This is a genomic window from Providencia sp. AGC89 (assembly GCF_053543535.1).
This window is the reverse complement of the sequence record NZ_JBIXLP010000060.1, coordinates 245855-261539: the sequence shown is the minus strand read 5'-3', so window position 1 is coordinate 261539 and position 15685 is coordinate 245855. Positions and strand designations below refer to the sequence as shown.

22 protein-coding genes are annotated in these 15685 nt (G+C 42.7%); all 22 read left to right on the top strand.

Annotation, left to right across the window (positions count from 1 at the left end; translation table 11 throughout):
* The first annotated feature begins 247 nt into the window (after window positions 1-247).
* The 22 genes from ACIPUA_RS09555 to ACIPUA_RS09450 all read left to right on the top strand — a co-directional run bounded on the left by ACIPUA_RS09555 (window position 248) and on the right by ACIPUA_RS09450 (window position 15665).
* The gene (locus ACIPUA_RS09555) at window positions 248-1264 is read left to right on the top strand and encodes a nucleoid-associated protein (RefSeq protein WP_226693458.1); all 1017 of its coding nucleotides are present in this window, start codon (window positions 248-250) and stop codon (window positions 1262-1264) included.
* A 2-nt stretch (window positions 1265-1266) separates the two neighbouring features.
* On the top strand, window positions 1267-2478 hold the full coding sequence (locus ACIPUA_RS09550) for a hypothetical protein (protein WP_226693459.1): 1212 nt from the start codon (window positions 1267-1269) through the stop codon (window positions 2476-2478).
* A gap of 81 nt (window positions 2479-2559) precedes the next feature.
* Window positions 2560-2973, top strand: coding sequence for a putative holin (locus tag ACIPUA_RS09545; RefSeq protein ID WP_147675574.1), 414 nt, complete (start codon window positions 2560-2562; stop codon window positions 2971-2973).
* On the top strand, window positions 2973-3341 hold the full coding sequence (locus ACIPUA_RS09540) for a hypothetical protein (protein WP_226693460.1): 369 nt from the start codon (window positions 2973-2975) through the stop codon (window positions 3339-3341). Before ACIPUA_RS09545 ends, ACIPUA_RS09540 begins: the two co-directional genes overlap by 1 nt.
* Complete coding sequence (locus ACIPUA_RS09535) at window positions 3338-3727, top strand: M15 family metallopeptidase (RefSeq protein WP_226693461.1); 390 nt, start codon at window positions 3338-3340, stop codon at window positions 3725-3727. The genes ACIPUA_RS09540 and ACIPUA_RS09535 overlap by 4 nt, the downstream gene beginning before the upstream one ends.
* Window positions 3724-4101, top strand: coding sequence for a hypothetical protein (locus ACIPUA_RS09530; RefSeq protein ID WP_226693462.1), 378 nt, complete (start codon window positions 3724-3726; stop codon window positions 4099-4101). Before ACIPUA_RS09535 ends, ACIPUA_RS09530 begins: the two co-directional genes overlap by 4 nt.
* Window positions 3986-4246 carry an Rz1-like lysis system protein LysC gene (lysC, locus tag ACIPUA_RS09525; protein ID WP_425054109.1) on the top strand — a complete coding sequence of 87 codons (261 nt, stop codon included), beginning with the start codon at window positions 3986-3988 and terminating at the stop codon, window positions 4244-4246. Before ACIPUA_RS09530 ends, lysC begins: the two co-directional genes overlap by 116 nt.
* A 61-nt stretch (window positions 4247-4307) precedes the next feature.
* Entirely contained in the window at window positions 4308-4886 is a 579-nt protein-coding gene (locus tag ACIPUA_RS09520) for a hypothetical protein (RefSeq protein ID WP_226693463.1), read from the top strand.
* Window positions 4887-5199: 313 nt separating this feature from the next.
* Window positions 5200-6195: a terminase small subunit gene (locus tag ACIPUA_RS09515; RefSeq protein ID WP_226693464.1), complete on the top strand. Its 996-nt coding sequence runs from the start codon at window positions 5200-5202 to the stop codon at window positions 6193-6195.
* The gene (locus ACIPUA_RS09510) at window positions 6173-7480 is read left to right on the top strand and encodes a terminase large subunit domain-containing protein (RefSeq protein WP_226693465.1); all 1308 of its coding nucleotides are present in this window, start codon (window positions 6173-6175) and stop codon (window positions 7478-7480) included. The genes ACIPUA_RS09515 and ACIPUA_RS09510 overlap by 23 nt, the downstream gene beginning before the upstream one ends.
* 3 nt (window positions 7481-7483) lie before the next feature.
* Window positions 7484-8869: a DUF4055 domain-containing protein gene (locus tag ACIPUA_RS09505; RefSeq protein ID WP_226693466.1), complete on the top strand. Its 1386-nt coding sequence runs from the start codon at window positions 7484-7486 to the stop codon at window positions 8867-8869.
* A 3-nt stretch (window positions 8870-8872) separates the two neighbouring features.
* The gene (locus tag ACIPUA_RS09500) at window positions 8873-9985 is read left to right on the top strand and encodes a phage minor head protein (protein WP_449059608.1); all 1113 of its coding nucleotides are present in this window, start codon (window positions 8873-8875) and stop codon (window positions 9983-9985) included.
* A gap of 116 nt (window positions 9986-10101) precedes the next feature.
* Window positions 10102-10866 carry a DUF6651 domain-containing protein gene (locus ACIPUA_RS09495; protein ID WP_449059607.1) on the top strand — a complete coding sequence of 255 codons (765 nt, stop codon included), beginning with the start codon at window positions 10102-10104 and terminating at the stop codon, window positions 10864-10866.
* A gap of 92 nt (window positions 10867-10958) precedes the next feature.
* Window positions 10959-12092 (top strand): P22 phage major capsid protein family protein, encoded by a 1134-nt coding sequence (locus tag ACIPUA_RS09490; protein ID WP_449059606.1) that lies wholly within the window; start codon window positions 10959-10961, stop codon window positions 12090-12092.
* Between the two features lie 44 nt (window positions 12093-12136).
* Window positions 12137-12307: a hypothetical protein gene (locus ACIPUA_RS09485; protein ID WP_449059605.1), complete on the top strand. Its 171-nt coding sequence runs from the start codon at window positions 12137-12139 to the stop codon at window positions 12305-12307.
* Between the two features lie 9 nt (window positions 12308-12316).
* Window positions 12317-12709, top strand: coding sequence for a protein singed (locus ACIPUA_RS09480; RefSeq protein ID WP_449059604.1), 393 nt, complete (start codon window positions 12317-12319; stop codon window positions 12707-12709).
* 2 nt (window positions 12710-12711) lie between these two features.
* Complete coding sequence (locus ACIPUA_RS09475) at window positions 12712-13098, top strand: glutamate 5-kinase (protein ID WP_449059603.1); 387 nt, start codon at window positions 12712-12714, stop codon at window positions 13096-13098.
* 1 nt (window position 13099) lies between these two features.
* A complete protein-coding gene (locus tag ACIPUA_RS09470; protein ID WP_449059602.1) occupies window positions 13100-13513 on the top strand; it encodes an HK97 gp10 family phage protein in 414 nt (137 codons plus the stop codon).
* Window positions 13510-13905 carry a phage tail terminator-like protein gene (locus ACIPUA_RS09465; RefSeq protein ID WP_449059601.1) on the top strand — a complete coding sequence of 132 codons (396 nt, stop codon included), beginning with the start codon at window positions 13510-13512 and terminating at the stop codon, window positions 13903-13905. The genes ACIPUA_RS09470 and ACIPUA_RS09465 overlap by 4 nt, the downstream gene beginning before the upstream one ends.
* 8 nt (window positions 13906-13913) lie before the next feature.
* On the top strand, window positions 13914-14846 hold the full coding sequence (locus ACIPUA_RS09460) for a phage tail tube protein (protein WP_272657004.1): 933 nt from the start codon (window positions 13914-13916) through the stop codon (window positions 14844-14846).
* 52 nt (window positions 14847-14898) lie between these two features.
* Window positions 14899-15333 (top strand): hypothetical protein, encoded by a 435-nt coding sequence (locus ACIPUA_RS09455; RefSeq protein ID WP_272519504.1) that lies wholly within the window; start codon window positions 14899-14901, stop codon window positions 15331-15333.
* A gap of 83 nt (window positions 15334-15416) precedes the next feature.
* The gene (locus tag ACIPUA_RS09450) at window positions 15417-15665 is read left to right on the top strand and encodes a hypothetical protein (RefSeq protein ID WP_449059600.1); all 249 of its coding nucleotides are present in this window, start codon (window positions 15417-15419) and stop codon (window positions 15663-15665) included.
* The last annotated feature ends 20 nt before the right edge of the window (window positions 15666-15685 follow it).

Sequence of the window (15685 nt, the reverse complement as noted above, 5' to 3'; positions counted from 1 at the left end):
AGCCATACACGCAAAGCAGTAAAGAAATTGAAAACCTCGCCATTGTGCGGGGTTTTTTGTTTTGGATTATTCCAAATACATTAATTATTTTTTAGATATAGTACTAAGTTTTTAACAACCTTTGTTTGCCTTTATTTTTTATGTGGTAACCTACGAAATAATTTGAGTTATGTGATTGATGGTTAAATCTATATAACTCGTTAATAACCACTTAGGTTGATTACGTTATAAATTAAAGGAATTCGATGTGGCCAATGATGAACCTATTGAAATTGAAGTAAGAAATGTAGTTGTGCATATTCTTAATAAAGAACAACATGGTGACGCAACCCAAACTCTTAGCCCAACAATTAGTGCTGTAACGCCCGCATCCCAGAGGTTGATTGATGCTATCTGCGAGCGCTATTCAGGAAGAACCGGTAAAGGCTATGGTCACTTTGAAGGGGACACCGATAATTATCCAATGGAAAGGATTGTTACTGATTATTTAAATGCCCCTGGTTCATTCTATGAAATTTCAGTTCGCATGATGAATCATCTCGTTGATCGCTCACAACAGGAGACTATGTCAACAGGTGGTTATGTTCTGTTTTCTCATATTGTCATTGGACAGCATGAACACATACTTATTGCTATGGTAAATGCTACAACAGGTTCAGCAATTACTGATAATTTTATTATCGAAGACAGTGTATATTTAGATATTGCAAAGTTACGAGTTGCTGGACGTATTGATATAACTGCTTGGCAGAATGGCGCTGAGCGTTATATCAGTTTTCTCAAAGGGCAGACATCAGTTTCAAATTACTTCAAGCGATTCTTGGGGTGTAACGATGTCTTAATAGCAAGACAAGAGTCTGAAAAGTTGAAAGAAGCTCTTCAGGCATTTGTGGATGAACAAGAGCTTGAGGGGGAAGAAAAAGAAAACTTCCTCGGTAGAGCTTTTGAGCATTTGAGAGACTTGAGCAAGGCTGGTGAGCCTTTACATTTAGAAACCTTTGTTAATGCTGTATGGCCACAGGATCCCGATGCTTTATCGGCTAAATTATCTTCAGAAGAGTTTGAGTTATCCGATGGCTTTATTCCAGATGGCCGAGTAATCCGAAGTTTAGTAAGCTTTAAAGGTAAATCACAATACTGGGAATTGAAGTTTGATCGAGCAGGCATTAATGATGGCTCTGTAGAATACAATGAGGAGACCAATGAAATTATCCTCAGAAATATTTCAGATGAGCTTCGGCAGATATTTTTAGATGAGGTTTAATTGTGAGCAGTTCGGTTTCATTTGAGCAACTTATAGAACTATATAGAAGAATTGAGTTTGTTGATAACTCAATGACAGGTTCTTTTGTGCTTGAAAAACAAACTGATTGCGATTTTATCGACCAGCTACGAGAAGACGAGCAAAAATTTGGAGTGATCCTTGATTCAGGGAGCTTGGTTGTAGGGGAAACACTTCGTTTAACTGTCGGTTTGCCAAGAACATCATTTGGGCGTCTTTTCTGTAATGTCAAGGAAATGTTGCAGGCCCCCAAGAACCAGTGCACTGAATTGGATAACTATTTTGTTTTTGATATTCAGTTTTCAAAAAAGGATACGGAAGTTCCGAAAGATATTAAAAATTACAGGATGGTAATTAGTTTTTTATCTCTCTTAGAAGAAGGAGCTGCATATGTTGATAAAACCACATATCAGTATATTTTTCTAGGTACTGAAGTTTTTAAACTGTCTCCTCGCTACTCCTATGAAACCATAAGAGATTTAGATAATGCTTCTTTAGAGAATTTAATGTCATGCTTTAAAGAAGAAACTCATAGAGAGCAAAAATTGGATATTTTAGTTAAGGGTATTCAATCGGTAACAGAGGATGTTGATGAGCAAGATAAGTTTGAATACATGCTGAATAATCTTCAAAAACTTAAAGAACAGTTTTTGAAGGGCTATAAGATTTTTGCGTCAGGGTTCTCATACGATAAGATTATGGATCAACTGCGTACTGCTAAAGTAGAAGAAATGGGGAAAATACATAAAGCATTTTCGGATATCCAAAATCACATACTTGGCATTCCAGTTGCTTCAATTATAGTTGCCACTCAGTTCAAAGAGGCATCGACATGGCAAGGACAAGGAATAACTAATACTTTTATTTTATTTGGATGCTTTACATTCATTTGTTTGGTTTTCTTAGTGTTATGCAATCAAAAGCAAACTCTTAAGGCTATAAGCGAAGAATTAGCCCATAAGAAAAAGCAAATAAACAAGGAATATTCATTTATTAAGGATGATATTGATGGCGTTTTTGAGTCAATAGATAGCCGATTAACTATACAACGTAGGGCATTCATAGCTATAGGCGTTATATTAGTTGTGGGATTGGTCTCGACAGTGTTAGCTTACATCTTAGTAACCAAACCCGTTCTGACTTATGTTACAGCTCATTGTAGTTGGTTTGCATCATTTGTAGAGCTACTTAATTAATAATCAACAACATCATTTTATTGTAAAGGTCACTTCGGTGACCTTTTTTATTATCTAAATTCCATAGAGAACAAATAATTTATGAGCACATCAATAGGGATAACCCTCGGTGCTGCTGGCGGTGGCGCGATGGGCGGTTTCCTTATTGGTGCCGACTATGGTGTTGTGCTAGGGGCAGTTATTGGCGCTTCAGTTTCCGTCATTGCATCTAAAGATAATAACCGACGAAAGATATTCCATTTTATTTTGGCGCTCGGTGCGGGGATCCTCATTGCTAAAGAGGCTTCTGAATTTATCGCTCAAGTCTGGTCATGGGAAATTAGCCCGAAGATTACAGCCATTATTATTTCGGCTTTGTTAATCCCCGTTTTGGTGCTAGCTGCAAATAAAGACAATCTTAGAAAGTTGTTTAGTCGTATTGCAGCATCAATAGATCGAAACTTCAGCAGTATCGTACAGGCCATTAAAGATTGGCGAAATAAAGGGGGTAACTGATGGACGCCTTCTTAACAGTTTTTACCACCGTGACGCGCTGGATAGATATCAACCCTCTAGGTTCCGCTGATATTTTATTTAAATCAGCCTCGGTAATCACAGTGTTTTTGTGTCGTTATGCTAAGCGCCGAGATTCGATTGTCGGTACGGCCTTATTTATTTGCTGGGTTTATCAAATATACCAAACCGTTTCAGGCGACCGAATAGCAGCATCATCAGATGTATTGCTCAGCGGTATTTTGTTTATCGTCATATTCTCAGCGGGTGGCAACATTATGTCGGTTGTTGTCATCAGTAAGCTAATGTCCCGAATTAAATCAATCTGGCTGCTAATTAAGCGGCCTTTTACTTTTATGGTGAAGAAATGAGTAAATTCAAATTTAGCAATCGCAGTGAAGAAAACCTGCGAGGCGTTCATCCTGACCTAGTCAAAGTTACCCGTCGAGCCATTGAATTAACCAGTATTGATTTTATGGTCATTGAAGGTAAGCGAACCGAAGCTCGACAACGCCAATTAGTGAAAAATGGTGCTAGCCAGACCATGAATAGCCGGCACTTAACTGGACATGCTGTCGATTGTGCCCCGCTAGTAGGCCGCGAAATCCCTTGGGATGATTGGTCTAAGTTCAAATTAGTTGCTGACGCTATGCTGCAGGCGGGTGAAGAACTGGGTATTGATGTTGAGTGGGGCGGTAACTGGACAAGCCTTAAAGATGGTCCTCACTTCCAACTCTCACGCAAGTCATACCCATGAATACGCTTACTAAAGCATTAATGGCCGCTTGCGCCATTTTGCTGTTTTGGCTTATCTGGGTTGCGAATGATTACGACAAGCTGAGTGAGAAGTTTGATAAAAAATCAAATGAACTTGCTGCCAATCAATTCATATTGTCCACCGTTTTAGAACTTTCGGTAACGTTTAATGAAATCTCACGAAATAACCTTAGGGAACGCGACGCGGCAGCAGTGGCTTCTGAAACGGTTAAAACTATTATCAAAACCGTTATTGTGGATGATAAGTGTGCTGCTATTGATGCTCCTCGTGATGCTACTGTCGAGTTGCACAACCACGCGAATAGAATACGTTCAAACGCCATCAGTGCCCATTCCAGCCCATCTACTCAATGATTGTTTACCTGAATACATTCCTGAGACATTAACTTGGGGTGATTCGCTATTGCTGAACGAGTCGCTATTGACGGTGATTGAGCAGTGCAATATGGATAAAAAGGCAATTAGAGAGATTGAAGAAACAAGAGAAATATATAAATAAAATGTTTAATATAATCAATACTAATGTGGGTTATACACGCTAATTTCTAGAGGGTATTTTAATGAATAACTTAAGTATTGATAAAACAACAGTAAAATTAAGAGGGTATACAGCTAAGTTGGGCGCAGCTCAAGGTAATATAGACCTTAATGAGCCTCTATATCTATCAGTCGAACTGGTAGAAAAACCTAGTTTCATCAATGATGAAATAAAACTAGAATGGAAGACAGTCTTTTGTAATATTATGAATAATATTAAAGCATGTTACTTTTTTAGTGGTCATGATGAGAAAGAAAATAAAAAAATTAATGATAACATTCAAAGTAAGATAGAAGAAAACCTGTCAACTTTCGAGGCTAAATTTCCAAATTTGAAATTTTCTGGTTTTCTGGTAGACGGTAAGGATATTCTATTCAAAATTCAGATTGATTCATTCGATGAAAGTCAAAATCGGTACATGAAAATAGTGGAGTATGTAGAATATATAATAAAAAAAATTTCTGATGTCATTGACTTCATTAATTATAATCAGAGTATGTATTTTGCTGAGAAAATGGAGAACACCCTAAAAAGAAATACAAAAAAAGAGATAGAAGAAACAATGCTAAAGCATTTCCTATCAACTCATACCTTTGAGTAACTATATAACTAGTTTTACTAGTTGAATATGCCATCAGTTAGCCGCTGATGGCTTTTTTATTTGACGAGAAAGTAATAACAACAGCGGGTTTCAGAGCAACAACCTACAATCATTGAACGAGTTAATCATGAACTATTAGGTAAGCCATTAAATGAGGAGACCGCAAAAGAAGTTCGTGAATTAGCGATAAAGTATGCAACAGATATGATTTCAGTCGAGTCTGAGCTGACGTATTAGTATTCATGTGAATAACTTTCTACAAACGTCATTCACCGAGTGGCGTTGATAGAGATTTATATAGGAGATAAACACGATGGCTAAACCGGATTGGGGGACGCTACAGCAACAGTTCCTCACCGAACATGCTAAATCAGGAATATCCCCTAAAGAATGGTGTGAAGACCAGGGACTTAATTACGTAACTGCAAGGCGATATATTAAAAAGCCGGCTGCGCAATCTGCGCAAAAAACTGCGCACAAGAAATTGCGCACTGCGCAGACAGAGAATAGTGCAAAGTCGTTATCAAAAGACAAAGAGCTTACCCCACAACAAAAGCGTTTTGTTGCTGAATACCTGGTAGATGGTAATGCAACGCAAGCAGCAATAAGGGCTGGGTATAGTGAGAAAAGTGCTAGAAATATTGGGCAACAGCTACTAGCCAAAACTAGCCTTGCAAATGAAATTGCGCACCAACAACAACAGTCTTTATCGCGCACATTAATTAAAGCTGATGAAGTGCTTGCTAAGGCATGGAGCCTTGCAACATTTGATGCGAATGAATTATCTCAATATCGACGTGGTTGTTGTCGTCATTGTTGGGGGTTCGGTTATCAGTATCAATGGCGTGACGCAGTAGAATTCGAAGAAAAACGATTTGAAGCAACTGAAAGAAAAAAGAGAGCTCCTGATGATAAGGGTGGATATGGTTACAACCACACTAAGGAGCCTAATCCCCTATGCCCACGATGTAACGGTGAAGGTATTGGACAACCATTCTTTCCTGATACTCGAAAACTTAATGCTGATGCAGCTTTGGCGTATTCAGGCGTTAAATTGGGTAAAAACGGTGTTGAGATACTTTCGATTAATCGAGAGCGCATGTTTGATGCGGTAATGAAACGTCTAGGCCTTGCTGATAGTGAGGCAGCTCAGCGTATTCTCGAAATAGAATTGGAGCGCAGGCGATTAGAGGTTGAGAAGCTGCGCAAAGAGCTTGCTGATAATGCTGACGATGATAACCCAACTCCAGTAGCGATTAATATTAACGTTGTCGATGCGAGGGCGGATGATGATATCACCGACACTTAATATCCCTCAGGCACGATTCTTGGCAATGCCTCATAAGTTTAAAGCATACGTAGCTGGGTTTGGCTCGGGTAAGACTTGGGTCGGTTGCGGTGGCATATGCAAGGGAATGTGGGAATTCCCTAAAATCAATCAGGGGTATTTTGCACCAACCTACCCACAAATACGGGATATCTTCTATCCAACGATTGAGGAGGTCGCCTTTGATTGGGGTCTTAAAGTTAATATTGTTGAAAGCAATAAAGAGGTTCATTTTTACGAGGGTAGGAAATTCCGAGGCACGGTGATTTGCCGTTCTATGGAAAAACCCGAAACTATCGTTGGTTTTAAAATAGGTAATGCTTTAATTGATGAGCTTGACGTCATGAAGTCTGACAAAGCTCAAAAGGCATGGCGAAAAATTATTGCTCGTATGCGTTATAACGTTACTGGCTTACGAAATGGTATTGATGTAACAACGACCCCAGAAGGGTTTAAGTTTGTTTATCAGCAATTCGTAAAAGAGGTGAGAGACAAACCTGAGCTAAGTACGTTATATGGTCTTGTTCAAGCCTCTACGTTCGACAATGAAAAAAACTTACCGCCTGATTATATCCCTTCACTGATGAGCTCTTACCCGCCTGAGTTAATTAAGGCTTATTTGAGGGGGCAATTCACTAACTTAACAAGCGGTACCATTTATCACACCTTTGATAGAAAACTGAATAATTCAGAGGAAGAAGAGCAGCCCGGGGAAACGCTTTATATCGGCATGGACTTTAACGTTGGCAAGATGGCGGGAATTGTTCATGTACTCCGTTTGGGCTTACCTCATGCTGTTACTGAAATCATTAATGCCTACGACACACCCGATATGATCCGAATCATTAAAGAACGTTTCTGGCTCTACGATGGTTCAAATTATAAAAAAGTCCGAGAGATTTATATTTATCCCGATGCTTCGGGGGATTCACGTAAATCGAATAATGCGAGCTCAACAGATATTGCACAGCTAAAACAGGCAGGTTTTCACGTTATCGTTAATAACACAAACCCACCCGTAAAAGACCGGATTAACTCTATGAACGCAATGTTCTGTAATGCTGATGGAGCTAGGCGTTACAAAGTGAATGTCAAACGCTGCCCTGTATACAGTGAATCACTTGAGCAGCAAGTTTGGGACCCTAAAAGCGGGGAACCGGATAAAAAATCCGATAACGATCACCCGAATGATGCTGGTGGATATTACATCGTCAAACAATTCCCGATTATCAAGCCTACCGGAACGGTAACTAAACTTAGGATATAAACCATGCCTGATATTTCAACTCCCAACCTTGACTATAACGATATGGTTGAGGCTTGGGATATCAATGATGCCTTAATGGGCGGGACGTTGTACATGCGCACATTAGGCGAGCAATACATGCCTAAGTGGCCTAATGAAGAGAATGACTCGTACAAGGAAAGGTTAGCGACAGCAACATTACTCCCCGCGTATGAGGAAACCATTAATCAGAACGTAGGGCGTGTTCTTGCGGCACCTATTGTATTAAGTGAAGAAACTCCGTCGGAAGTTGTTGAAATCGCTACCGATGTTGATATGGAAGGGAGCCGCCTTGACGTATGGGCACAACAATTCTTCAATATCGGATTACAGTATGGTTTGGCGCATGCATTGGTTGATTATCCGAGAGTGGATTTGGACGTAGTCAAAACCAAAAGTGATGAAAAGAAGCTCGGGGCTAGACCTTATGTCACCATGCTCAATCCTCGGCAAGTGATCGGCTGGAAATCCGCAACCAAAGGCGGGAAAACATACCTGACTGAATTGCGAGTGAAAGAAATTATCACGGTAGATGGTGATGACTTCGGGCAAACAAAGGTGGAGCAAATACGCCACATTATGCCCCGTCAGGTTGTCATTTATCGTCGAAGTAAAGGCAATAACGGTAGTGATGTGTGGGTGCCACATGAAGAGTGGAAAACGTCACGTGATGATATTCCTCTCGTTACACTTTATACAAAGCGCACTGGGTTTATGCGTGGCTCTCCACCGCTTTTAAATCTTGCAATACTCAACATCAAGCATTGGCAGAGCCAAAGTGAACAAGACAACATCTTGCACGTTGCGCGGGTTCCTTTGCTGGTTGCCTATGGATTGAATGACGGTGCAGAACTCACTATCGGCTCATCATCGGCCACTAAGTTTGACGATAAGACGAAAGCGGGCCTTGAATATGTTGAACACACTGGGTCTGCAATTGGAGCTGGTAAAGAATCCATTGCCGATTTAGAGCAGCAAATGCGCCAAGCCGGCGCAAAGCTAATTAAGGGTGACAACACATCAACAAAATCTGTCGAGCAAACCAACGAAGAGAAAATGCAAGAAAACTCGCCACTCTACACGATGGCGATTTCGCTCGAAGATGCGCTTGATAACATTTTGCAAATCTTTGCTGAATATAAAGGTTTGCCAAGCGGCGGTAATGTGGATGTCAGAACCGAGCTAGAAATCAGCGACAAAGAGATTAACTCAACAGCCGCGCTGGCGGTTCAAGCCTTGCGTCAAGGCGGTGATATTCGTCGTATTGACGCGATTCGTGCATTACAAGCGTTAGGTTTAATTGACCAGGATACTAAGCCAGAAGAGGTTATTGATGAGTTAAAAAATCAAGACCCCTCATTCATGGAGTAGCGTATGGCGACAGCAAATGACTTTATCCAAAATGAAAGCATTGCCCACGCTATTTGGGTCAGTCGGTACAGCACTGGCGTAGCTAAGCGAATAGTTAACTTACTTAACCAGAGTGATGCTGAGCTAGTAGCTCGGCTTTTAGTGGCAATGGATGGATTAGATGCTAATAACTTCACTGTTGAGCGACTAGAAAGCCTGTTGGGTAGTGTGCGAGAAGTTAATAAACAGGCGATTGATTCTATTCAGGCTAGCTTGTCTAGTGAAATGCTGGCTTTTGCACAACACGAAGCTGGTTATCAGTTGTCGTTATTTGCTACTGCTATCCCTGAGCACGTTATTAAGCAGGTTTCCCTGCAAAGTATCTCTGCACAACAAGCCTATTCCGCTGCAATGTCTCAACCCTTTCAAGGGCGATTATTGAAAGGTTGGATGAAGAACCTTGAAGCGGATCGGATGGCCAGAATATCAAATGTGGTGAGACAAGGCTTTTTGTTGGGTGATACCACCGAGCAGATAGCCCGAAAGGTACGTGGTCATGCCAATAAAGGCTATCAGGATAGTGCGTTACAATTAAGTCGTTCAAATGCGATTAGCATTACCAAAACGGCGTTAGGGCATATGGCGTCTGTGAGTCGTGACCATTTCGCTAATGCAAACAGCGATATCGTCAAAGGTAAACGCTGGATATCAACACTTGATAATCGAACGACGCCAGAATGCCGAATTCGTGATCAGCTTATGTACACGATGGATAATAAACCGATTGGTCATAAAATTCCGTATCTGCAAGGACCCGGAAAACTGCATTTTTGTTGCCGTTCGACTGAGGTACTTATTTTGAAATCCGCAAAGGAGTTAGGCCTTGATATTCGCGATATTCCTAATAGCTCTAGAGCCAGTATGGATGGACAAATCCCCTCTGAGATTAATTACTCGGATTGGTTGAGAAACCAAAAGCCAAATAGGCAAGATGAAATACTGGGTAAAACTCGCGCCTCACTTATGCGTGACGGTGGCTTATCGTTTGATGAGTTTTATACCGACAAAGGTGAGTATTTATCACTAGAGCAACTTAAACGAATAGACAGTGAGGCGTTTCGTCGCGCTGGGCTGTAAAAGCCAATTGATTACCAAGACTCCTAACGGGGTCTTTTTTTATATCTGTTATTGGGTGGATGCCACATAACGAACGGTCGGATGACCTTTTAAAGCCGGAAGGCGAGGAAGATAAAATGAAGTTAAAAACAGTCGAAATGAATGGTAAAAGTTACGCTGAAATTGATGATAAAGGCTTTCCGATTTATCAGCACGATGATGGTAAAGAAATCGGTTTCGATGCGGCGCAAGCGGTTAGCAAAATTGCTTCATTGAACGGTGAGGCCAAATCACACCGAGAAGCCAAAGAAGCGGCGGAAGCGAGTCTGGCCAAATTCGCGGGTATTGAAGACCCCAAAAAAGCATTAGAAGCCATTGAGACGCTAACGAAAATTGACCAGAAGAAACTGATTGATGCAGGGGCGGTTGACCAAGTTAAAGCTGACATTACAAAGTCATTCCAAGCCCAATTAGATGAAGCAAACAGCAAGGCTAATACACTTCAAGAACAGCTTTATAACTCAATGATTGGCGGCAGCTTTGCGGGCTCTAAATTCATCGCTGACAAAATGGCCATTCCTGCTGACTTTGTTCAAGCTCGTTTCGGTCAGTCATTCAAAATTGAAGACGGCAATGTCGTGGCTTATGACCCGTCAGGTAACAAAATCTATTCTCGTGCTAAGCCGGGCGAATTAGCTGGGTTTGATGAAGCGCTCGAATTCTTAGTGGAGCAATACCCGCAGAAAGACCACATTTTAAAAGCTTCGGATAACAGTGGCATGGGTTCAAAAGCAAGTCAGCATCAAGCAGGGCAAAAGACAATGAAGCGCTCAGCGTTTGATTCACTTGATCCAGCAGCTAGAAACGCAGCGCTTGCAGATAAAATCACCATTGTTGATTAATTCTCTCCTGATGCCTTTCGGATGATGGGCATCGTTAGGTCTGGATAGGCCATTCAAATACAAATCATATTTAACTCCATAAGGAACAATACATGTCCAATACATTAACAGGGCTTATCCCGACTATTTACACTGCGTTAGACACTGTCTCTCGCGAACAAGTCGGTTTAATTCCCGCGGTATCACGTAACGCGAAAGCAGATGCAGCAGCCAAAGGCCAAACCGTTACAGCACCAGTAGCACCGATTGCAACTACGGTTGATATCACTCCTGGTGCAAATGCGCCAAATGATGGCGATCAATCAATCGGTAACGTTGAAGTTAAGATCACTAAATCAAAGATGGCACCGGTCAAATGGAATGGTGAAGAACAACTCGCATTGGGTCCTGCGGGAACCTATAACACCATTCTTGCCGACCAGTTTACACAGGCATTTCGTGCGCTATCCAATGAAGTGGATTCTGACCTTGCCGCACTTTACTACGCGTCTTCTCGTGCGGTAGGTGAAGCAGGCAAAGCGCCATTTGGCGTGGCGGGTGATTTAAGTGATGCGGCGAATGCCCGTCAGGTGATGAGCGACAACGGGGCACCAACCACTGATTTACAGATGGTGCTCGGGTCTTCTGCAATTGCTAACTTACGAGGCAAGCAATCTGTTCTGTTCAAAGTGAACGAATCCGGTACCGATACATTATTGCGTGAAGGCGTCATCGGTCGCTTAGAAGGCTTCAATATTCACGAATCCGCGAATATTAAAAAACACGCTTCTGCTGCAACCGGCTATTTGGTGAATGGCGATAAAAAAGAAGGCGACATCATCATTGCGGTGGATACGGGCACGGGGGCATTTAAAGCCGGAGATATCGTTACATTTGCGGGTGACGCTCATCAATACGTTATTGCTGCAGCGACAGCATCAACCATCACTCTAGCGGCTCCGGGCTTGCGCCAAGATTTAGCCGATGACACGGTTATTACGGTACTGGGTACTTATACGGCGAACATGGCCTTTGATCGTGGAGCCTTCCTGCTAGCAGCGCGTACCCCTGCAATGCCAGAAGGTGGCGATACCGCTGATGATGTCATGAATGTGACAGATCCAAAATCAGGCATTACCTTCCAAGTGGCGCTTTATCGCCAATATCGCCAAGTGCGTTATGAAGTCGGTCTGTCATGGGGTGTTGCGCCTGTAAAGACAGAGCACAGCTGCATTATCTTAGGTTAAATCATAAAGGGGCTTCGGCTCCTTTTTTCTTTGGAGAAATGAATATGGCCAAGGCACCGAATAAAAAAGCGGATGTAGAACAGTCCAATGAAACGCCCGATGAACAGCAAGAAAAAAGCATTGAGCTGGTTGTGATGACTCGGGGGGGCATCGATGCGGATGTTCACCCCAATGAAGTTGAACGCTGGGCGAATGAGGGCTGGCAGGCTAAATAGGGGCATTTCATGGTTGAATATATCACGATTGAGGATGTCGATTTAAAACTGGGGGCCGATTGGACTGATGAGGCTAAAAAGCCTAAATCCGTACTATCAGCCAACGCGTGGCTAACCTCACTGAACCTTCGTGATTTTGGTCATGGTGATATTCCTGATGAGGTAAAACAAGCGGGTGCTTATGCGGCGGAGGTCGCTTCTAAAGACAAACTTTATCAGCAATCGGATAGCGGCTCACTGACCAGCAAAACGGTTAATGCCGATGGCGCTTCAGTATCCAAATCCTATGCGGAGTTGAATTCAGGCAGTACCGCACGCTTAGATCCCGATTTGCAACTGGCGTTAGCACTACTTAGCCAATACGGGGTTAATACTCATCAAGTTCGATTGCGTAGGGGGTAATGATGGGACTTCGTGACGAACTGCAAGCTGAATTAGCTGCTGCATTTGATGAAGATCTCGCGGACGCTGTCAACGCTTTTGATGGGAAATATATCATCAAAGGTGATGATTGGAACCCCGTGACTGAGACCAGTACCGATACGGTTATTGAGTATTCAGGGCGGGGTGTTTTATCGCGCTATGCGACCTCAAAAATTGATAACGTGAATATCCTCATGGGGGATTTAAAACTCACCGCATTAACCAATGAAGTTACTGGTATACCTCAAATTAACCATACCATCACGACAAAAGATCTCGTCACTCACGAGTTGAGAGCGTACACCGTTAAATCGGTGGGGACCGACCCAACAGGCGCAACCTACTCCATTCAATTAAGAGGGGGATAATATGGCGAAGCAAAGCTGGTCTATTCCTCCCTCCGCATTTGCGGGGCTTGTTGAGGCCGATGTAAACCGAAAAATGCGAGTTATCGCCATACAGTTACTGACTGAGATTGTGCAACGCTCACCGGTTGATACGGGGCGGTTTCGCAATAACAATGCGGTGAGCATTCAACATCCTGATTATAGCGAAACGGGGTTTACGGGAGGAGCAAAGTTAGAGCGTGGTTCAAGTAGTGGGGTTCAGGCTTACTCGATGGGGGTAGGTAAAATAGGCGAAGCCAGTCGAGAGCGTTTTCCTATCATCTATATTCAAAACAATCTTCCCTATGCTTCAAGTCTTGAAAATGGTCATTCTGGCCAAGCGCCTGAAGGGGTTTATCGGTTGTCGTTCGAAAGCATAGCACAGGCATACAAATGACATTAACGGAAATTAGAAACGCCATCATTCAACGCATGACGGCACAAACCGCTATTGCCAAAAGTGATGTGAGATACCCCAACGATAAGCCATATGACCCAACGGGGAAACCTATTTGGGCGCGTTTAACCATCAAACATGGCTTATCAGGTACACAAGAAATAGGAAGTGGCCCCGTAGTTCATCGTACCGGCATAGCATTTGTTCAATTATTTGTTCCCTTGGAAACAGGCACGCTTTTTATCACTCAAACAGCAGACAAACTGAAAGACTTATTCGAGAACCAAACCGACGGTCAATTGGATTACTTTTCGGTGTCTGCTGATGATGTTGGTGATGAAGGGCATGGCTGGTATCAACTCAATTTATCTATTCCATATCGCGCACTATAGGAGGCTAAATGTCATCAGGTGCTAAGGTCATCACGGCGTTTATCCGTGAGACAACAACGGGCGTCACTCCGACAAGTGGCAAGTGGGATTTATTAACACGAACTAGTTACGGCGTAAAACCTACACAAAACACGTCTGATAATGACGAAATTGGCGGCTCTCGCATGGCGCAAGGCAAGTCACTCACCACCGTCGATGTGGGCGGCGATATCGGGGCTAAGTTTCGCTATGGGCAACATGATGCATTTTTAGCATCTTGCTTTGGCGCTGAGTGGGTAAGCAATACCTTAACAATGGGCAATGAGCGGATCACTTTCTCATTAGCCACATTTGCCGCTGACATTGGTGTCGCGTCAATTGCTCGCGGTTGTCAGGTTGGCGCAATGCAACTCGAAACGCCTGCGGATGGTGACGTAACAGTCTCGATCACCTTTGCTGGGCTTGGGTTCGATTCAAAAGGTGATGGGACTAAATACCATACTGAACCGGTCGATAATGCAGGCAAATTGCGTTACAGCTTTAAAGAGGTCACTAATCTTAAGCTTAATGGTATTCAAGGCGGTAATGGCTTCTGTGTTGATTCCTTTAGCTTGAACTTTGACAACAATATGCAGGTTCAGCGCTGTATCGGTACCGGAACGCCATTTGCGGGCGCTAATATCCCAACCACCTTTACCCCTTCAGGTAGCATTACGCTCTCCTGGTCTAAAGCCGCATGGGAAATTTGGAAGAAAACATTAACCGGTGAAACCATCCCGTTCGAGTTCACGCTGCAAAATGCAGAAGGGGGTTATACGTTTTTATTCCCAGCCGTGCAGGTTGATGGCGATTGGCCCGATGGGGGCAACACTGACATTATTCAGGTTCAACTTAATATCACCGCTGCAGACACACCGCCAACCATTACACGTATCCCGCCGGTGGTCGAGCCGGGTAAGTAATTTAACACCTTAAGCCCGTTAATTCGGGCTTTTTATCGCTAAAGGTAAACTAATGCTAATTCTCAATGAAGATTCAAAATTAGAAGTAACAAAATGGATTGAACCGCAAGAAGGCGTCAAATTGCTCGTGGGTTCAATTGAAAATGAAAATTACCGCACAACAAGCGCAACTATCTACCGCCATATTGACCGACTTGATAACAAAATGAACGTAGGCACACCCGAGTTTGACATCACCAAAATTGATATCACTCAAACACCTGACGATTTATTAATGGCCACAACAGCACGTTATTTGTTGAAAGATTGGCAAGGAGTAGGGGAACTGAATGCGAAAGGTAAGCAAGTCGCCATTGAATACACGCCTGAACGTGGGGCGATATTATTAAAACAAAACCCCGAGTTTTACTGGAAAATTCTTAATGCCGCGATTGAGTTAGGTAAAGAAGAATCTGAGCATGTGGCGGAAACAGTAAAAAAGTCATAGAAGCTCAAAAGTGGCTCACTGAGTTTGGCGGGCTGCAAGGAGAGAAAGTCAAGTGGAAGCGAAAGCAATTAGGGCTTCCCGACGTGCCAGCCCCTAAATTTGATTGTGTTATTAACGAGCTTTTAATTGCCTATAGTGTTATCGGTCGTAACCGTCGATATGCAGGCATGACCGCCTGTCCATTACCTTTATCTCTTGGGGATATTGAACAGTATCTTTCATCAAAACCGACAGCGATAAGCCGTAGAGAGTTTGATGCCGCCATTTTTGTACTTGATGATCTATTCCGAGAAGAGTGGATGAAAGAGCAGGAAAGGAAAGACAAACAGTAACGTAGTTTTTGAATTGATGA